General features: G+C 67.1%; 15 protein-coding genes. 8 read left to right on the forward strand and 7 right to left on the reverse strand.

Going from position 1 to position 19696, the window contains the following annotated elements; translation table 11 throughout:
* Window positions 1-48: 48 nt before the first annotated feature.
* The 3 genes from C995_RS0108755 to budA form a co-directional block, all read right to left on the reverse strand.
* Entirely contained in the window at window positions 49-921 is an 873-nt protein-coding gene (locus C995_RS0108755) for a helix-turn-helix domain-containing protein (protein ID WP_018864578.1), read from the reverse strand.
* Between the two features lie 100 nt (window positions 922-1021).
* A complete protein-coding gene (locus tag C995_RS0108760; RefSeq protein WP_018864579.1) occupies window positions 1022-1420 on the reverse strand; it encodes a hypothetical protein in 399 nt (132 codons plus the stop codon).
* Window positions 1421-1498: 78 nt separating this feature from the next.
* A complete protein-coding gene (gene budA / locus C995_RS0108765; protein ID WP_026279045.1) occupies window positions 1499-2311 on the reverse strand; it encodes an acetolactate decarboxylase in 813 nt (270 codons plus the stop codon).
* A gap of 147 nt (window positions 2312-2458) precedes the next feature.
* Here budA and gshA point away from each other — a divergent pair, with 147 nt between their 5' ends.
* From gshA to C995_RS0108785, 4 genes are all read left to right on the forward strand, one after another.
* A complete protein-coding gene (gshA, locus tag C995_RS0108770; protein WP_018864581.1) occupies window positions 2459-4045 on the forward strand; it encodes a glutamate--cysteine ligase in 1587 nt (528 codons plus the stop codon).
* A gap of 125 nt (window positions 4046-4170) precedes the next feature.
* Entirely contained in the window at window positions 4171-5187 is a 1017-nt protein-coding gene (locus tag C995_RS0108775) for a glutathione S-transferase family protein (RefSeq protein ID WP_018864582.1), read from the forward strand.
* A 76-nt stretch (window positions 5188-5263) separates the two neighbouring features.
* Window positions 5264-6379 carry an efflux RND transporter periplasmic adaptor subunit gene (locus C995_RS0108780; RefSeq protein WP_018864583.1) on the forward strand — a complete coding sequence of 372 codons (1116 nt, stop codon included), beginning with the start codon at window positions 5264-5266 and terminating at the stop codon, window positions 6377-6379.
* A complete protein-coding gene (locus C995_RS0108785) occupies window positions 6376-9534 on the forward strand; it encodes an efflux RND transporter permease subunit (protein ID WP_018864584.1) in 3159 nt (1052 codons plus the stop codon). The genes C995_RS0108780 and C995_RS0108785 overlap by 4 nt, the downstream gene beginning before the upstream one ends.
* Before the next feature lie 861 nt (window positions 9535-10395).
* Here the strand turns inward: C995_RS0108785 and C995_RS0108790 are convergent.
* A complete protein-coding gene (locus C995_RS0108790; RefSeq protein ID WP_018864585.1) occupies window positions 10396-11595 on the reverse strand; it encodes an MFS transporter in 1200 nt (399 codons plus the stop codon).
* A gap of 31 nt (window positions 11596-11626) precedes the next feature.
* On the reverse strand, window positions 11627-12022 hold the full coding sequence (gene msrB / locus C995_RS0108795) for a peptide-methionine (R)-S-oxide reductase MsrB (RefSeq protein WP_018862690.1): 396 nt from the start codon (window positions 12020-12022) through the stop codon (window positions 11627-11629).
* A gap of 121 nt (window positions 12023-12143) precedes the next feature.
* On the opposite strand from msrB, the gene C995_RS0108800 reads away from it, so the two are divergent.
* From C995_RS0108800 to C995_RS0108810, 3 genes are read left to right on the forward strand one after another with little or no spacing between them, the layout of a single operon-like run.
* Entirely contained in the window at window positions 12144-13220 is a 1077-nt protein-coding gene (locus C995_RS0108800) for an EAL domain-containing protein (protein WP_026279046.1), read from the forward strand.
* 57 nt (window positions 13221-13277) lie between these two features.
* Window positions 13278-14675, forward strand: coding sequence for a glycoside hydrolase 100 family protein (locus tag C995_RS0108805; RefSeq protein ID WP_018864587.1), 1398 nt, complete (start codon window positions 13278-13280; stop codon window positions 14673-14675).
* A 12-nt stretch (window positions 14676-14687) separates the two neighbouring features.
* Complete coding sequence (locus C995_RS0108810; protein ID WP_018864588.1) at window positions 14688-16859, forward strand: HAD-IIB family hydrolase; 2172 nt, start codon at window positions 14688-14690, stop codon at window positions 16857-16859.
* 24 nt (window positions 16860-16883) lie between these two features.
* On the opposite strand, the gene coq7 is transcribed toward C995_RS0108810, so the two are convergent.
* Together coq7 and C995_RS0108820 are read right to left on the reverse strand one after the other, a co-directional pair.
* Window positions 16884-17522: a 2-polyprenyl-3-methyl-6-methoxy-1,4-benzoquinone monooxygenase gene (coq7, locus tag C995_RS0108815; RefSeq protein WP_018862698.1), complete on the reverse strand. Its 639-nt coding sequence runs from the start codon at window positions 17520-17522 to the stop codon at window positions 16884-16886.
* Window positions 17523-17618: 96 nt separating this feature from the next.
* Window positions 17619-18803 (reverse strand): (Fe-S)-binding protein, encoded by a 1185-nt coding sequence (locus C995_RS0108820; RefSeq protein ID WP_081618887.1) that lies wholly within the window; start codon window positions 18801-18803, stop codon window positions 17619-17621.
* 106 nt (window positions 18804-18909) lie between these two features.
* Here C995_RS0108820 and C995_RS0108825 point away from each other — a divergent pair, with 106 nt between their 5' ends.
* Window positions 18910-19644 carry a YdiY family protein gene (locus C995_RS0108825; protein WP_018864590.1) on the forward strand — a complete coding sequence of 245 codons (735 nt, stop codon included), beginning with the start codon at window positions 18910-18912 and terminating at the stop codon, window positions 19642-19644.
* Window positions 19645-19696 lie beyond the last annotated feature (52 nt).

Consider the following 19696-nt stretch of genomic DNA (forward strand, 5'->3'; position numbering starts at 1 on the left):
GAGGCGGGTGCGGGTCGAGCGAGGAAGGCTCGAAAAAACCGTGTGGCCCTATGCGGCGCTGCCCGCGTGGATGCGCCGGTAGGCCGCCGGGGCAACACCGAAGGCGCGGCGGAAGTGTCGGGCCAGCTGCTGCGACGAGTACCCGGTGGCGCTGGCGATCTCGGTAACGCTCAGGGGGGTGCGGACCAGCAGGTCGCGGGCCCGCTCCAGGCGCAGGCGCGTGAGGTACCGATGTGGTGGCAGGCCATGCGTCTCGCGAAAGGCGCGCGCGAAGTGCCAGGGTGACAGACCGGTCAGGGCGGCCAGGTCGCCCAGTGTGACACGGTGATCCAGATGGCCGCGCATGTATTCGATGACCCGTGCCGACTGGTGCGGCGCGAGACCCGCTCGGCGCGACGCCAGTTCCTGGTGCTGATCCGCGAGGCGGGCGAGGCGCACGACCAGCACCGCGATCATGCTTTCCACGAACAGACGTGCGGCCGGATCCTGCCGCCCCATCTCCTGCCAAAGGCACGCCAGGGCCTGACTCACCAGTGGGTCGGCCTGTGTGCGGGTATGAAGGGGACCAAAGTCCAGTGGGTCATCGGGGTCGCGTTCCAGGCAGGCGCGGGCGAGTCCCGCTGGTATACCGACAAAACGCATCCTGGCAGGGTCGTGCATCTGGCAGTAAGTAGGAACGTTCGGTGGGATCACCACGAACTCCTTCGGGTCTGCCCAGCCGGAAAAAGCCCCGGCACCGATGTCGCAACGAAAGCGAAAGGGCGCCCCGCAGGTGTCGCTGATCATCAGCTCGCGCACCGGCGGGGTGCTCATGCGCCCCGGCGGGTGGGCGTTCTCGAGCATCGGGATCGGCGGGTTTCCCCGCGCGCGGACCTCCTGCAGGAACGGCGCGTCGCGCCCCCGCGCAAAGAAGTCGAGCATACTGGTCGATCGTTGTGGCATCGTCTGCACCCCGCAACCTGGCTTATAGGCCATGGCGAGCCGTCGATCCACTTGTGACGGGATTCCCGCGACAGGGGTGTCAGCGATAGACCCGGACTTCCTGTTCCCGGCCCTCCACGCCGCGGTTGGCGCAGAACTCCTGTTCATGGCCGTCGGCGTAGCGGATCTCCACGTTGAAACCGGCCCCGGGTGGGTGGTTCAGTGCCACACGGCGGCGTTCTCCGGGGCCGATCTCGCCCTCGCGCAGCGACGACTCGGACAGGTCGTGCCCGAAGTCGAAGTGAACCGCGCGGATGGGGACCTCGCTGTCGTTGTGCAGGGTGACCATCAGGACCCCCTCGGGCGGCCCCGGCTCGACGCCCCAGTGCACCAGTGCCGCCCCCGCGGCCAGCCCGAGCAGGAACAGCCAGGCGGCGGGCGTGCGCAGGGCATCCACCACGATCTCGTCCCAGCTGCGGCGTTGTCTTTCCTGGTCCACTGGCGCCCCGATTACGAAAAATAAGAAAAGACTAATATACAGCGCGGGCGCAGGCAAAGGCGCGTATGAACGGTCAGGTCAGTGTTCGGCCTCGTCCAGGTCCTCGGATGTGTCCCGCGACAGGTCCGCGGTCAGGTAGTCCAGCGTCATGGGCAGGCCCAGATCCACGCGCGGGAGGTGCTGCAGGGTGATCCGGATGGATCGCGGGCGGGCCTCGAGCAGGTGACCGCCGCAGCGGCGGTCGGCATCGATAAAGTGCAGGTGGTAGCCGGGCACCGCGACCGACTGCATGAACGCGGGGGTCCAGAAGCCGGCCATCGAACCCTCGATGCCCTCGAATTCGTATTCCGGCTGCTCGCGGGCGACCTCCACCAGCGGCCGGTAGGCATCCTGGCGCGGGACCGAGCGGGTGCGCACGTAGTCGAAAACGCCGTCCAGCCGAATCGCGTAGACCATGTTGTGTGACGGGATCAGACGGTCGAACAGGGCGAGCAGCCCGTCGTAGTCCATCGGGGTATTGATGGTTTCCTCGCTCCACGGGCGAAAGCGCGTGACGCAGGCGAAGGGCGTGCGCGTCTCCGGCACGACCGCGTAGGCGCGGCCGTCCGAGCGCAGCTGGAAGACCTCGCCATCCAGGACCACCATCTCGCCGTCGAGGTCGTTGAAGGTACCCAGCCCGAAATCGCCGCGATCAAGGATGTCGGCGATCGTCGTGTCCTCGCGATAAAGTCCTTCGACCAGGGCGTTCACCGGTGCCGAGACGTACAGGCTGGCGGGGGCCGCCGGCGTCTCCAGCCAGCGCTCGAGCAGGGCCTGCGGGTCCAGGTCCTCGCGGCGGGCGCGCGCATTCAGGCGTTCCATTAATTCAGGGGGCAGCTTGTTACTGGGCATCTCGGCGGTTTCCGGTCAGCGCAATCGGTTGCCGGGAAGGTTGCGCGGGCGCAGAGCTTCCCGCAACCCCGTGCCGGTTGCATGTGACCCCGGGGGCGCATTCCGGTATGTTCGCCGGGTTTGCAGACAGGCAGGAAACGCAGCCCAGTGGGAACCGACGAACGCAATCTGCAGGGACTGGTCGCGCAGCTGGCGGAGCGCCTGGCGGGCACCGGCCTGCACGGGCGCATTGGCCTGGAGAAGGAGACCCTGCGCGTTGGCCCGCAAGGGTCGCCGGCCCTGACCCCGCACCCGACGGCGCTGGGCTCGGCCCTGACCCATCCGAATATCACGACCGACTACTCCGAGGCCCTGCTGGAGCTGGTCACCCCGCCGTTCGACGACGTGCGCGAGACGCTGGGTTTCCTGCACGACCTGCAGGCCTTCGCCGCCGCCAATGTCGGCGACGAGACCCTGTGGTCCACCTCCATGCCCTGCGTGACCGCCGATGACAGCGCCATCCCGGTCGCGGAGTACGGCACGTCCAACGCTGGACGCATGAAGACGGTCTACCGCATCGGGCTGGGGCATCGCTACGGGCGCAAGATGCAGGTGATCGCGGGTGTGCACTTCAACTATTCCCCGCGTCCCGAGTTCTGGCCGGCGCTCGCGCAGGTGCTGGGCGAACAAGACGACCGCGCGTTCCGCGACGAGCGCATGATGGGCATGATCCGCAACCTGCTGCGCTTCGGCTGGCTGGTGCCGTACCTGTTCGGGGCCTCGCCGGCCGTTTGCAATTCCTTTCTCGAGGGCCACGGGGCGGTGCTGGAGGACTTCGACGACGACACCTCCTACCTCCCGCATGCCACCAGCCTGCGCATGGGCGACATCGGCTACACCAACCGCAAGGAGGCGGACACCGGCATCAAGGCGGACTACAACTCGCTGGCCGGCTATGTCGACTCGCTGCGCTGCGCAATCAACACGCCCAGTCCGGAGTGGGAGCGCATCGGAGTGAAAGTCGATGGCGAATACCGCCAGCTCAACGCCAACATCCTGCAGATCGAGAACGAGTACTACTCCACCGTGCGCCCGAAGCAGCCGCTGGAGCGCTTCGAGAAGCCCACCGATGCGCTGGAGGCACGCGGGATCGAGTATGTCGAGCTGCGCTCGGTGGATATCAATGCCCAGCACCCGTTGGGGGTGGACGAGACCCAGCTGCGCTTTCTCGAGGTGTTCGCCCTGACCTGCCTGCTGCATCCGGGGCCGCAGCTGGAGCCGGGTGAGCTGGATGCGATCGACGCCAACCTGCTGGATGTGGCGCACTACGGCCGCCGGCCCGGGTTGAAACTGCGCCGCCCCGACGGCGAGATCGCGCTGCAGGACTGGGCCCGGAAGCTGCTGGCCGTGATGCGCCCGGTCGCCGCGATCCTTGACCAGGAGCTGCCGGGCGACCCGTACCGCCGCGCCCTCAGCGAGCAGTGGGGCAAGGTCGAACAGGCCGACCTGACCCCCTCGGCACGCATGCTTGAAGACATGATGGCGCGGGAGGAAGGCTTCTACCGCTATGCGCGCCGTCTGTCCGCGCAGCACCGCGAGGCGTTTCGCTTTAACGGCCCATTGCCGCGCGCGGAGACCCTGGAGGCCCTGGCGCGCCAGAGCCTGGCGGAGCAGGCGGCGATCGAGACGGCCGATACCCTGGATTTCGACACCTTCCTGCAGCGCTACTTCGACGGGACCCTGCGCGCCTCCTGAGTTTGAGTTCGATATTTTCGAATTATCAAGCGCAAATTACGCAATTTATTTTCGGATTTATCGACAGGATAATCGGGGCTCATCATCCGTAACCGTGGCGGCCGGACCGTCTCCGAGGGAATCCCATGAGTCTTCTGATCAACGGCGAACTGCGCGAGGGCTGGCTGGAAGAGGAGTCCGACGAGAACGGCGAGTTCGTGCGCCAGGACCAGCAGTACCGCAACTACGTGACTGCCGACGGCTCCGCGGGCCCGCTGGGCGAGGGCGGCTACCCGGCCGAGTCCGGGCGCTATCACCTGTACGTCTCCTATGCCTGCCCCTGGGCACACCGCGCGTTGATCCTGCGCAGGCTCAAGGGTCTGGAGCCGCACATCGGGCTGTCGGTCGTGCATCACTACATGGGCGATGCCGGCTGGTCCTTCGATGACTGTGACGGCTGCACCGGCGACCGGGTGCACGGCTCACGCTACATGCACGAGCTCTACACCCGCACCGATCCGAAGTACACGGGCATCGTGACCGTCCCGGTGCTGTTCGACACCCAGACCGACCGGATCGTGAACAACGAGTCGGAAGACCTGGTGCGCATGTTCAACAGCGCCTTCGACGGCATCACCGGCAACACCCTGGATTTCTACCCGGAGGACCTGCGCGAGGAGATCCACGCGGTCAACGAGCGTGTCTACGAGAACGTGAACAACGGGGTCTACCGCTCCGGCTTCGCGACCTCCCAGAAGGCCTACGATGCCGCCTGGGACCGCCTGTTCGAGACCCTGGACTGGCTGGAAGAGCGCCTGGCGCGCCAGCCGTTCCTGGTGGGTGACCGGATCACCGAGGCCGACTGGCGGCTGTTCACCACGCTGGTGCGCTTCGACCCGGTCTACTACAGCCACTTCAAGTGCAACCGCCAGCGCATTATCGACTTCCCGGCGCTGTCGGCCTACCTGCGCATGCTCTACCAGCGCCCCGGCGTGGCCGAGACCGTGCGCATGGATCACATCAAGTCGCACTACTACGGCAGCCACCCGATGCTGAATCCCAGTGGCATCGTGCCGAAGGGCCCGGTGATCGATTACAGTGCGCCGCACGGTCGGCCGCTGGGGGATCTCCCGGCCGAGCTTCGGAACGCCGCGGAGATGTGACGGTCGTTACACTATTGGCGGGGACTACGCTGGCCCGGGTTTGCCCGGGCCATCCTTGTATCGAGGGGTTGGCTGGGTGAAGGCGATTGGCTGGTTGCTGGGGTTGTTGGCCGTGGTGGCGCTTGGCGTGGCCGTCTGGTACGGGTTCGAGGGTGAACGTCCGGAGGCCAACGGAGAGGGCCAGGCCACTGATGAAGCCCCCGAGGAGACGGATCGTCGCACCCCGGTACGGACCTCCATCGTGCAGCCGCGCACCTTCGAAACCATCGTCGAGTCCCTGGGCACGGTCCGCGCCAACGAGTCGGTACTGGTCACGGCAAACGTGACCGAGCGCGTGGTCGAGGTCCTGTTCGACGACGGCGACGAGGTCGAGGCCGGGCAGGTCCTGGTGCGCCTGGATGCGGACGAGGCCGAGGCGGCTCTGCGCGAGGCCCGGGTCCAGGTGGAGGAGGCCCGGCGCGAACTGGAACGTGTGCGCGATCGCGTGGCCGATGGCGTCGTGACACAGCAGCAGGTAGACCAGCAGCGCTCGCGCCTGAGCGAGGCCGAGGCCCGGCTGGCGGCCGCCCAGGCGCGTGTGGCCAATCGCACCATCCGTGCCCCGTTCTCCGGCCGGCTGGGTCTGCGTCAGGTCAGTCCCGGTTCGCTGGTAAGCCCCGGCACCCCGATCGCGGAGCTGGACGATATCGAACGGGTGAGGGTCGATTTCGCGGTGCCCGAGCGGCACGCGGCCGCGATTCCACTGGGCAGCACGGTAATGGGCCGCAGCGCGATCGGCGCGTTCGAGGGGCAGGTCTCTGCGGTGAGCAACCGCCTCGATGTGTCGACCCGGACGCTGACGGTGCGCGCGACGGTGGACAACCCCGACTTCATCCTGCGCCCGGGGATGCTGGTCAATATTCGCCTGGCGCTGGATCCGGTCGAACGGGTCGCGATTCCCGAGGGCGCGATCCAGCAGGTGGCGGATGAGCACTTCACCTTCCGCCATCTGGATGACGGCACGGTAGAGCGCGTACGGATCCGCATCGGGCGGCGCATGCCGGGCTTTGCCGAGATCCTCTCCGGGCTGGAAACCGGGGATGTGGTCGTCTCCGAGGGCGTGTCCCGGGTGCGTGACGGGCAGTCCGTGCGCGTACTGCCGCCGCGCGTGCCCGAGTTCCTGGAAACCGGCGAGGCCGGTGACGCGCAATGATTATCTCGGATGTCGCCAATCGCCGTCCGGTCCTGGCGATTGTCTTCAACCTGCTGCTGATTACCTTCGGCCTGATCGCCTACGACAACCTGCCGCTACGTGAATACCCCGACGTGGACCCGCCCGTGGTCACGATCGACACCGTCTACCCTGGCGCCAGCGGCGACATCATCGAGCGCGAGGTGACCCAGCGGCTGGAAGACCGGGTCGCGGGGATCGAGGGCATCCGCTATGTGGAGTCCACCAGCGAGGACGGCCAGTCCCGCATTACCATCGAATTCAACCTGAATCGCGACCTGGACGCGGCGGCCAACGACGTGCGCGAGGCCGTCAGCCGCGCGATGCGCGACCTGCCCGAGGATATTGACCCGCCGGAGGTCACCAAGGCGGATGCCGACGCCAACCCGATCCTCTGGCTGAACCTGTCCAGTACCACGATGGATCAGCTGGAGCTGGCGGACTACGCGGAGCGTCACCTGATCGACCGCATCTCGGTGGTGGATGGTGTCGCGCTGGTGCGCCGCGGCGGTGCGCGCAGCTATGCGATGCGGATCTGGGTGGACCGCGAGGCCCTGGCTGCGCGCGAGCTGACCGTAACGGACATCGCCGATGCCCTGGAACAGGAGAACGTCGAGCTCCCGGCCGGGCGTCTGGAGTCGGTCGAGCGCGAGTTCACGGTGCGGGTCGATCGCCAGTACCGCACCCCGGAGGACTTCTCCAACCTCGTGCTCAAGCGTGGCGAGGAAGGGCAGCTGGTGCGGCTGAGCGACGTCGCCGAGGTCAATATCGGCGCGGACACCGAACGCAGCGAGTTCCGGGGCAACCGCGAGGACATGATCGGGCTGGGGATCATCCGCCAGTCGAACGCAAACGTGCTGGATGTCGCCAACGGGGTGAAGGCCCTGGCGGCCGATCTGCAGGACAGCCTGCCGGAGGGCACCTCGCTGGTGACCACCTACGACGAGTCGGTGTTCATCGAGGGGGCGATCCGCGAGGTCTACATCACACTGGCCGTGGCAACCGCGGCGGTGGTGTTCGTGATCTGGCTGTTCCTGGGCAGCTGGCGGGCGACCATCATCCCGGCGGTCACGGTACCCGTGGCGATCACGGCGGCCTTTATCGGCATCAACCTGTTCGGTTTCTCGGTCAACCTGCTGACCCTGCTGGCGCTGGTGCTTGCGGTCGGGTTGGTGGTGGATGATTCCATCGTGATGCTGGAGAACATCCATCGCCGCATCGAGCGTGGCGAGCCCGGCCTGCTGGCCGCTTATCGCGGCGCCGGGCAGGTGGGCTTCGCGATCGTGGCAACCACCTCGGTACTGATCGCGGTATTCGTGCCGCTGGCCTTCCTCGAGGGTACGGTCGGACGCCTGTTTACGGAGTTCGCGATCGCGATGGCGATCGCCGTGTTCTTCTCCAGTATTGTCGCGCTCACCCTCGCGCCGGTGCTGTCCGGGCGCTTGATGCACAAGGGCGACGACGACACCGGTGCGGCGCGCTTCATCAGCCGTGGCTTTTCCTACCTGGAACGCGGTTACGGGCGGGCGCTGCAGACCGGCCTGAAGGGCGCCTGGCTGATCGTGCCGATCCTTGCCCTGGTGCTCGCGGCGGCCTGGTATCTGTTCGACACCCTGCCCGAGGAGTTCGCACCGCACGAGGATCGTGGTGCCTTCTTCGTAATGGTGGACGGCCCGGAGGGGGCCAATTTCGACTACATGAGCCGCCAGATGGCCGAGATCGAGACGCGCATCCAGCCCTTGATCGAGGATGGTCCCATTCGCCGGGCCCTGGTGCGTACGCCGCGCGGCTTCGGTGGCTCGGAGCTGATGAACAACGGCTTTGTGATCGCGATCCTCGAGCACTGGGATGACCGCGACATGTCGGGGCAGGAGGTGATCGACGAGGTGAGGGAAATCGTCGAAGAGATGCCGGGGGTCGAGGCGCGCGTGGTCATGCGCCAGGGCCTCTCGCGCGGACGTATCGGTCCGCCCGTACAGTTCGTGATCTCCGGGCCGGACTACGACACCCTCGAGGAGTGGGGCGAGATCATGCGCGAGGCGGCCGAGGGCATTGACGGCCTCACACGCGTGGATCTCGACTACGAGCCCACGCAGCCGCAGATCAATGTACGCCTGGACCGCGATCGCGCAGGCGACCTCGGCGTATCCATGCGCGATGTCGGGCGCACGCTGGACATCGTGCTCGGCGGCCGCGATGTGACCACCTTTGTCGATCGTGGCGAGGAGTACGACGTGATCATCGAGGGGCTGACGGACCAACGCCGCACCCCGGGGGATATCGACAACCTCTACGTGCGTTCGGCGGCCGGCTCCATGGTGCCGCTGTCGAGTCTGGTCACCTACGAGGAGTTCGCCGGTCCCTCGTCGCTGGAGCGCTACAACCGCTCCCGCTCGGTCACCCTGACCGCCGGCCTGCAGGACGGGATGACGCTCGGTCAGGCGCTGGATGCCCTGGATGCCAAGGCGGCGGAGTTGCTGCCCGACGAGGCCGGGATCGACTACAAGGGCGAGTCGCTGGACCTGCGCACGGGATCCGAGGCGATCCTGTTCGTCTTTGCGCTGGCGTTGCTGGTTGTGTTCCTGGTGCTGGCCGCACAGTTCGAGAGCTTCGTGCACCCGTTCGTGATCATGCTGACCGTACCGCTCGCGGTGGTCGGGGCATTGCTCGGGCTGCACCTGACCGGCCAGACCCTGAATATCTACAGCCAGATCGGAATGGTCATGCTGATCGGGCTGGCGGCGAAGAACGGCATCCTGATTGTCGAGTTCGCCAACCAGTTGCGTGACCGCGGGCGCGATTTCGACACCGCCGTGGTCGAGGCGGCGCGTATGCGCCTGCGGCCGGTGCTGATGACCGCGCTGACCACCGTAGCCGGGTCGATCCCGCTGATCCTGGCCTCCGGGCCGGGCGAGGAGACGCGCTTCGTGATCGGGGTGGCGGTGTTCTCCGGCGTGCTGTTCGCCACGCTGTTCACGCTGTTCGTGATCCCGGCGGCCTACAGCCTGGTCGCGCGCGGCACCACCTCGCCGCTGGCGACTACCCGCCGCCTGCACGACCTCGACGCCGAAGTCACCGACGTCGACGGCGAACGCCGCGGCGCCCGCGCCTCATCCGCCCCACGCGCCGAACCCTGATTTCCCGTTGCCGGGCCGCCTGCCCTGCTGGGGCGGGGCCTGGTTCGTCCTCTGGAGTTTACGGTGGCTTCGTCCGGCCGCCTGCCGTGCGCTCACTCGCGAGCGCGCCGCGAGGCACTTTCTTGCTTGCCCAAGAAAGTACCCAAAGAAGGGCACCCGGATTCCGCCCGGGGACCTTGCTCCAGGGCCCTCGGGCCGGCGGCGCTGAAACTCGCTACGCTACGCTCCGCTCAGACAGTCAGCGCCTCTCTTCCGTCCCGAGGGCCCTTCCGCAAGGGGCTTCATACGGGGGGATAAGGTCAAGACAACGGCTGTCCTGACGTTCGTGCCAATGGATGGAAACTAGGTATTCGGACATCTTGGCACGCGCGGCCTGCGGCCCTGGCGTGCCGCGCCCGCAAGCGGGCGCCGGACCCCATCGTAGGATGTGATGAGCGCAGCGAATCGCATCAGGGTTGCCCCGACGTTGGCATGGTGCGTTTCGCTGCGCTCAACGGCACCCTACAGTTCGGGGCTTACGGCAGGTGCTGGAACACCCCCTGTCTTGACCTACCCTCCCGATATGAGCCCCTTGTGGAGGGCGTGACAGGCCGGGAGAAGGCGCTGACTGTCTGAGCGAAGCGACAGCGCAGCGAGTTTCAGCGCCGCCGGCCTGGCGCGTCCGGAGCAAGGTTCCCGGGCGAATCCCGGGCGTGTTTCTTGGCTACTTCTTTGCACGAGCAAAGAAGTAGCTCGGGGTGCGCTGCCGAGACAGCGCACGGCAGTATGCGGACCGAAGGCACGTAAACACCGGATGCCGAACCAGGGCCAGCCTCAACTAGGCAGGCGGCCCGGCAACGGTAGATCAGGGTTCGGCGTGTGTCAGGCGCGCGCCGGGGCGCGGGTGTCGTCGAACCAGAGCCAGGCGATGGCGATGGTCAGTAGCGCGATCACCGACAGCATGGCCAGGTTCAGGCCGTCCCAGCCCAGTGGCCGCAGCAGCGCCCCGGCCAGCAGCGAGCCGGCCGTGACCAGCGTGAAGATGGTCAGGTCGTTCACGCCCTGGACCTTGCCCTTCTCGGTGGCGGTATGCGTGGTCGTCAGTAGCGTACTGCCGCCAATGAACAGGAAGTTCCAGCCGACCCCCAGCAGGAACAGCGCCAGCCAGAAATGCCCCAGCGTCTCCCCGTGCGCGGCAGTCGCCACGCTGAACAGCACCAGTGCATTGCCGAGTGCCAGGATGCGCGTGATCCCGAGGCGGGTGATCAGGTGGCCGGTTACGAACGAGGGCGCGAACATCCCCAGCACGTGCCACTGCATCACCAGTGCGATCTGGCCCATGTCGAACCCCGCCTGGCGCATGGCCAGTGGCGTCGCCGTCATCAGCAGCACCATGACCGCATAGCCCAGCGCGGCCGCGGTCAGTGCCACGAGGAAGCGCCCTTGCGGCAGGATCTCGCGCATCGGCCGGGCCGGGCCGCGTTCCTCCGGCGGTGGCGCCGGCACGCGCAGCCAGGCCAGCAGTGCCATCGCCAGCAGGGCCAGGGCGCCGAGGACCAGGTAGGGGCCAGCCTCCGGCGTGCCCGGCAGCAGGGCCTGGGCATGGTGGGCGTTCCAGGGGCCGAGGAAGGCGGCCACGACGCCACCGGCCATGACCAGCGAGATCGCGCGCGGGCGAAAGGCGGGGCTGGCCACGTCGGCGGCGGCAAAGCGGTAGTACATCGCGAAGGCCTGGTAGGCTCCCAGGAGCAGATTGCCCAGCACGAACAGCCAGAAGGCCTCGGCGAAGACCCCGGCCGCAGCCAGCGCGGCGCCACCGGCCCCGCCCACGCTGGTGCCCAGCAGGAAGCCGGTGCGCCGTCCGAAGCGCTTCATGAACAGGGAGGCCGGCAGGGTAGTAACCAGGGTGCCGACCATCATCGCGGCGACCGGCAGGGTGGCCAGGGCGGGATCGGCCGCGAGGCGTTCGCCGACCACGCCGCTCAGCGTCATCACGGTGACTGCGGCGATCAGGAACAGCGCCTGTGCCGTGGCCAGCAGCAGGACGTTCACGCGTTCGCGCGGCGTGGTCGAAGAGGGCACGGGATTCCTTTCCAGTCGGTTGGCAACCTGTTCAGTCGCGCGGGCGAAAATCGAGCACGGCGGAGTTGATGCAGTAGCGCAGACCAGTCGGGGCCGGGCCGTCGGGAAAGACATGCCCCAGATGCGAGTCGCAATCCGCGCAGCGGACCTCGGTGCGCTCCATGCCTAGCGAACGGTCACGATGCTCGGTGACCGCGTCGGGTGCCGCCGGTGCCGTGTAGCTGGGCCAGCCCGAGCCGGAATCGAACTTTGTCGCGGAGTCGAACAGGGCGGCCCCGCAGACCGCGCAGTGGTAGATGCCATCGTCCTTGTGGTTGTTGTAGGCGCCGGTAAATGGCGGCTCGGTGGCGCCTTCGCGGGCGATGCGGTACTGCTCGGGGGTCAGTCGGCGGCGCAGGTCGTCGTCGGAAAATCCGGAATCTTTCATGCAGCCTCCGCAGGGGTGATATGGTCATGACACATGCGTGCTGTCACGTTGTGCCGCCCGCCTGATCCTACCACTGGCAGCCCGGACATGGCGTGGCCAGGCGAGACCGCTGGAGGTGGTCGTGAGTTGCCCGGATTGTGAACGGATCCACCTGTTGCCGGCGGAGGCCGGCACCCTTTTTCTGGCGCCGGTGCTGGCGCACACCCGCAGCGCTCTGCGGCGCCGGATGGTCGAGGAACAGATCCCCTGCAGCGAGCCGACCTCCGGTATCCTGGCGATGCCGGTGTCCGGCGCGGGCGGGCTGGGGGATGCGCTGGCTCGGCTGGATCAGGTGCTGAGCGGATCCGAGCAGGCTGGCTGCCGCGCGACCTTTGTGCCGGAGGGCGAGCAGTTCGGTCTCGGACATCTGCAGGACACCCATCTGCTGTCCACGCTGATCGCGCGTCACAATGCCCGTGATCTGTCGGTCATCCTGGCGAACGACGCGCTGGACTTTCACTTTCAGCCGATCGTGCATGCGGCACGTCCCACCGAGGTCTTCGCCTACGAGGCCCTGGTTCGGGCCAGTGCGCCGGACGGTGGAATCATCCCCCCGAACGAGCTGTTTCGCACCGCGCGCAACGCCGAACTGCTGTTCCATCTGGACCGCTCGGCGCGTATCAATGCCATTCGGCGGGCGTCCGAGCGGGGTATCGGTAGCCACCTGTTCATCAATTTCAATCCGACCGCGATCTACGACCCAGCCTTCTGTCTGGAAACGACCGTGCGCGAGATCCTGTCACGCCCGGAGGGGGATGGTCCGAGCGGTTTTGTGTTCGAAGTGATCGAGAGTGATCAGGTCAAGGAGCTGGATCATCTGGCCGGGATCGTCGACCGGTATCGCCGGGCCGGGTTCCAGGTTGCCCTGGATGATCTCGGCGCAGGCTATGCCTCGCTGAACATGCTGTCTCAGTTGCGCCCGGATTTCGTGAAGATCGACCGCGAACTGGTCAGCGGTATCGACGGCGATCCCTATCAGCAGAAGATCCTCGACAAGGTCGTCGAGCTCGCGCGTGAACTCGACGTACAGATCATCGCCGAGGGCATCGAGACCCCGGGGGAGTGGCAGTGGCTGAAGGACCGGGTCGACTACTGCCAGGGCTACCTGTTCGCCCGCCCGGCCGCCGAGCCACCCCTGCCGGTACACCCGGGGGCATGACCGCGCGGGTCTTGCCCGGGCGTGCACAAGCGCACGCGTTTACATAGACTCGAGGGCATGAACCAGCTTCCACCTGATGCCCGCAACCCGACGCTGGAGGCGGCGTTCCAGTTGCTGCGCGATGCCGAGGTCCGCTACCAGGGGCGGACGGTCGGCACGGTCGCCAGCCTGGATGCCCGCGCCCCGGCCGAGAACTATGCCGACTGCTTCATCCGCGATTTTGTGCCTTCCGGGCTTGTCTATCTGCTGAACGACGAACCGGAGGCCGTGCGCGATTTTCTGTCGCTGATCCTGCAGATCCGCGATACCCAGGAGGAGATCGAGGGTCACCGCCGGCTGCCGCGGGTGATGCCGGCGAGCTTTCGCGTGTTTACCGACGAGAACGGTCGCGAGGCCCTGGCCGCGGACTTCGGTGACCGGGCGATCGGGCGCGTGGCACCGGTGGATTCGATGATGTGGTGGGTGCTCCTGCTGCGTGCCTACCAGAACCAGACCGGGGATCACGACTTCATCAAGTCGCCGGATGTGCAGCGCGGTATCCGGCTGATCCTCAGTATCTGTCTGCAGGACCGCTTCGAGGTCTTCCCGACCCTGCTGGTGCCGGACGGCAGCTTCATGATCGACCGGCGCATGGGCGTGTTCGGCCATCCGCTGGAGATCCAGGCACTGTTCTACGGCATGCTGAAGGCCTCGCTGGCGATGCTCGAACCCTGTGATACCGACTCCGAGCAGCTCTGCGAGCAGTCCGCGATCCGTACCCGGCAGTTGTCCGACTACATCCGCCACTACTACTGGCTGGATCTGGAGCGGCTGAACGACATCCATCGCTATCGCACCGAGCACTTCGGCCACGAGTCGGAGAACGCGCTGAACATCTACCCCGAGAGCATCCCTGACTGGCTGGTGGACTGGCTGCCGTCGGAGAGCGGGTACCTGGTCGGCAACCTCGGCCCTGGGCGGATGGACTTTCGCTTCTTCAGCTTCGGCAATCTGCTGGCGGTCCTGTTCGGCCTGGCCGACGAGCGCGAGTCGCGCTCCATCATGCAGACCTTCGAGCAGCGCTTCGAGGACCTGATCGGGACCATGCCGGTCAAGATCTGCTACCCGGCCATGAGCGGCGAGGAATGGCGCCTACTAACCGGCTCCGATCCCAAGAATACCCCGTGGTCGTACCACAACGGCGGCAACTGGCCGGCGCTGCTGTGGGCGTTTACCGGTGCCGCGCTGCGGGTCGGGCGTCCGGATCTCGCGCGCAGCGTGCATGCGGTGGCGGCGGAACGCCTGCACCGCGACGACTGGCCGGAGTACTACGACGGCCGTCACGGCCGGCTGATCGGTCGGCGCGCCAACTACCAGCAGACCTGGTCGGCCACCGCCGTGCTGGTGTCGCAGGCGCTGCTCGACAACCCCGAGACCATGAGCCTGTTCGACAGCCCGGAACCGGAATTGCCATGAGGATGTGCGTCGATGAAAAAGACCCAGAGCAAGGCCCGTGACGGCGAGGGTCTGTATCTCGTCCTGATCAGTGTCCACGGGTTGATCCGGGGGCAGGATCTGGAGCTGGGGCGCGACGCCGATACCGGCGGACAGACGCTCTATGTGGTGGAGCTGGCACGGGCGCTGGCGCGACACCCGCAGGTGGGGCGGGTCGACCTGCTGACACGGCGCATTGTCGATAACCGCGTCTCGGACGACTATGCCCAGCGCGAGGAGTCGCTCGGCGACGGCGCCTTCATCGTGCGCCTGGACTGCGGGCCCAGGCGCTACCTGCGCAAGGAAAAGCTCTGGCCGTATCTCGACTGCTTCGCCGACAACGCCCTCGGGCATATCCGAGAGGTCGGGCTGCGCCCGGACGTGATTCACGGGCACTATGCCGATGCCGGACATGTGGCGGTGCGCCTGTCCAACCTGCTGGGCGCGCCGATGCTCCAGACCGGGCATTCCCTGGGTCGGGTCAAGCGCGAGCGCCTGCGCGAGGGCGGGATGTCCGACGACGACATCGAGTCGCGCTACAACATCGCCACCCGCATCCACGCCGAGGAAGAGGCCCTGGCCCATGCCCACCGGGTGATCGCCAGCACGCGCCAGGAGATTGGCGAGCAGTATGCGGCGTACGACAACTACCAGCCCGAGCGCATGGAGGTGATCCCGCCGGGGACTGACCTCGAACGCTTCCATCCACCCAAGCGCGGCCAGCGCAGGCCGCCCATCTGGCCCGAGATCCGGCGGTTCCTGCAAAAGCCCGACCGCCCGCTGATCATGGCGCTTTCCCGGGCCGACGAGCGCAAGAACATCCGTGCCCTGGTCGAGGCCTATGCCGGCAACGAGTGGCTGCAGGAGAACGCCAACCTGGTGATCGTGGCCGGTAATCGCGACGACATCCGCGACCTCGACAAGGGCGCGCGCGACGTACTGACGGACCTCTTGCTGCGCATCGACCGCCACGACCTCTACGGCCGCGTGGCCTATCCGAAGCACCACAGCTCGGAGGACGTGCCCGATCTCTACCGCCTGGTCGCATCCAGCAAGGGGGTGTTCGTCAACCCCGCGCTGACCGAGCCGTTCGGCCTTACGCTGATCGAGGCCGCCGCCAGCGGCGCCCCGATCGTCGCCACCAACGACGGGGGTCCCGAGGAGATCATCTCGCGCTGCCACAACGGGTTGCTGGTCGATCCGCTGGACCCGGAAGGGATCGCCGATGCGATCCAGGGCATCCTCGCGGACCGCCCGCGCTGGCAGCGCTATTCGCGCGCGGGCCTGAAGGGCGTGCGCCAGCACTACTCCTGGGACGGGCATGCCGAGAAGTACGTGAAGCTGGTCAAGGAGCTCAGCAAGGAGGTGCGCCAGACGCGGCGCGAGCAGCGCTCGACCTCCGGTCGGCTGGCCAAGGCCGATCGCGCCGTGATCACGGACATCGACAACACACTGCTGGGTGATGCCAGGGCCACGCGGGCCTTTGTGGCCTGGCTCAAGCGTCACCGCAAGCAGGTGGTGTTCGGCGTCGCCACGGGTCGCCGGGTGGACTCCGCCGCGGCCGTGCTGGAAGAACACGGAGTGCCCGCCCCGGATGTCTGGATTACCTCGGTGGGCAGTGAGATCCATTACGGGGTGGACCGGACCGAGGATCGTGGCTGGGCGCGGCATATCAGTCATCGCTGGGAGCCCGATCGCCTGCGCGAGTGTCTGCTGAAGGTGCCCGGGCTGGAGCTGCAGCCACAGGAGGACCAGCGGGCATTCAAGGTGAGCTTCTTCGTCGATCCTCCGGGGGAGCTGGATGCCGAGAGCGTCGAGACCCGCCTGTACCGCGAGGATCTGCACGCGCGCGTGATCTACTCGCACAAGCGCTATCTGGATCTGCTCCCGGTGCGCGCCTCCAAGGGGCTCGCGGTGCGCTACCTGTCCGACAAGTGGGGCATCCCGCTCGAACATGTGCTGGTCGCCGGGGACTCCGGTAACGACGAGGACATGCTGCGCGGGCGGCTGCTCGGGGTCGTGGTCGGGAATCACCAGCCGGAGTTGGAAGGGCTGCGCGGGTTCCAGCGCATCTTCTTCGCCGACGCGACCTATGCGCGCGGCATCCTGGAGGGCATCGAGCACTTCGATCTGCCCAACCGCTGCGACATCCCGGCCGACGAATAACGCCGGTGGTGCCGGCGAGCCGAGTCAGATCCAGTAGGCGGTGCGCGTCATCACGCCGGAGGTGAGCGGCATCAGCACGTTGCGTACCGGCCAGGGGGGCGGCCGGCCGCCCAGCGCCATGGCATGCGCCCCGTGTTCCACCTCGTCCTGCTTCATCTGCTCGAGGATACGGGCGGAGGTCTCGTCGCTCTTCGGCAGGCGCTCCAGGTGGCGGTCCAGGTGGCGCTCGACCTGACGCTCGGTCTCGTCGATAAAGCCCAGACTCCACGCATCCCCTGCCAGTCCCGCCACGGCGCCGAGCCCGAACGAACCGATGTACCAGAACGGCCCCAGCAGGCTCGTGTGGCCGCCCAGCTCGTGCACACGCTGCGCGCACCAGTGCAGGTGGTCGCCTTCCTCGCGCGAGGCCTGGTCCAGGTGCTCGCGGATCTGCGGGTTGCGCGCGGTCAGCATCTGACCCTGGTACAGCCCCTGCGCGGCGACCTCGCCGGCATGGTTGACCCGCATCAGGCGGGTCGACAGCTTGCGGTCGTCCTCTTCCAGGTGCGGCCAGTCGTCGCCCCCGGGCGACGGGCGGCCGGTGGAGCGGGCTTGGCCGGCCACGACCTTGACGAACGCATCGGCCTGGCCGATCAGGTGATCCAGGGGGCTGAGTTTGCGCATGGTGATGCCCGTTTCGCAGGGAATGGCTCTAGGGAAACACTGATTAATGTACACGCTCGCGTTGGTAGCCTAGCGTAACGCAAGCGATTGCGGCCGTCAGGTCGGAGAGGGGCCGGAGCCGAGCCGACTGGCGAGAAAGCGGGCTGGCGAAAGGATTGGCGGTCCCCCGCGGTCGTCTGCCAGCGCACGCAGGTGGACGCTGCAACCGACATTCGGGCTCACGATCAGATCCGGCGCAGCGGCGGTCAGCGCATCCAGGGTGGCCGTGCCCAGCCCGTCGGACATCTCCGGCAGCGCAAGCATCACGGTGCCACCCGCACCGCAGCAGTTCGGGGCGCCGGATACGTCAGTCAGGGTGACGCCTGGCAGTTGTTGCAACAGCCCGGTCAGGTCGCGCGTCTCGCGTGTCACGTTGCGCAGAGTGCAAGGAAGGTGCAGCGCGACGCGTACCGCGCTGTCGCGCCAGGTCGGAGGCGCGGGCTCGGCCTTCAGGTGTTCGCTCAGGAAACGGGTCAGGCTCATGCTGCGCCCCCCCAGGCTGCCCTCGGGGACCTCGCGCAGCGTGGCTTCGCACCCACTGTCCAGGGTGATCACCGGGGCCTCGCCGTCCAGGATCTCCAGATTGCGCTGCTGCAGGGTGCGTGCCGCCTGTGGCCGCCCGCCATGCTGCTCCAGTGCCCCGCAGCAGACCTGTCCGCGCGGCACCGCGATCCGGAATCCGAGCTGTTGCAGTACGGCGAGCGCGGCCTCCAGGTCCGGTCCGGTAAAGAAGCGATCCATGCACCCGCTAAACAGGAGGGCATCCGCGTGCTCCGGGGCGACGGTGCCCGCCAGCTGCGGCGCCGGTGCCAGCGAGGCACGGGTATGGTCCAGGGTGCGCCACAGCGGCTGGCCGGGGCGCAGCCAGCGTTGCACCCCGGTCTTGCGGGCGACGCGGGCGGTCACGCCCCCGAGGGCACGCAGCGACCCATGGCGCAGGGCGGCGGTCTGCAGGGACTGTCGCAATCTGAGACTGCCGGGGCGGGGCTCCGGTGGGTGGTCCTCGAGGATCTCGCGTGCGCGATCCATCAATGCGCCGAACGGGACACGCGCCGGACAGACGACCTCGCAGCTGCGGCAGCCGAGGCAGCCCTCCAGGTGCTCGCGCAGGCGGGATGATTGCGGCTCCAGCCGGCCCTGGGCCAGCCCCTGCATCAGGGTCAGACGCCCGCGCGGCGAGTCCCCTTCGACCTGATGCCAGCCGTACGTGGGACAGTGCGGCAGGCATAGCCCGCAGTGCACGCACTGATCGGCCGCGGAAAGACCCTGAAATCGGGGCGGTTGGTCCGAAGTACCCAAGGGCTTTGCTAGGGTTTCGCCCCCACTGTCTTGTTCCGGGAGATCTTCCATGCCGCGTTCGTCCCGACCCCTTCGCTCCTCGCTTGCACTGTTCATGCTGGTGAGCATACCAGCCCTGCCGGCCATCGCCTGGGATGCGGAGGGTTGGGAGACCAGTATCGAGCTGGGGGCCTCCAAGACCACCGGCAATACCGAGTCCACCACCGCCAAGACCCGGTTCCGTTCGGAACATACGGCGGAAGAATGGCGCAACCGCATACGCCTGGACGGGCACTACCATGAGGAAGATGACGACACGACCGGACAGCGCTATGTGGGCAGCTACCAGCTGGACCGCAAGCTGGCTGAACATGACTACCTGTTCGGTGCGGCGCGCTACGAGCGTGATCGCTTCAGCAGTTTTGTCTATCAGAGCTCGCTGACCGGTGGTTACGGCCGCCGCCTGGTCGATCGCGAGACGGTCAAGCTGGATGCCGAAGCGGGTGGCGGTATGCGTCAGTACAAGCAGCGCGCCGAGGGAACTACCGAACGCGAGCCCGTGGGCCGTCTGGCCGGCAATTTCCGCTGGGACTTCTCCGAGAATGCACGCCTGACTGACGAGCTGCTGATCCTGGCCGGTTCCGACAATACCGAGATCGAAAACATCCTGGCGCTTACCGCCGACATGACCAATCAGCTGTCGTTGCGTACGAGCTTCACGGTCAAGCACAACACCGATGTCGATCCGGGCACCGAGAAGACCGACACGATCACCGACGTGAGTCTGGTCTATCGCTTCCAGTAACCGGATCGGCCGCGTACCGCGCTATCATGCGCTGATCGAAAGACGGAGCACA

The sequence above is a fragment of the Thioalkalivibrio sp. ARh3 genome (assembly GCF_000377265.1).
Taxonomy (GTDB): domain Bacteria; phylum Pseudomonadota; class Gammaproteobacteria; order Ectothiorhodospirales; family Ectothiorhodospiraceae; genus Thioalkalivibrio; species Thioalkalivibrio thiocyanoxidans.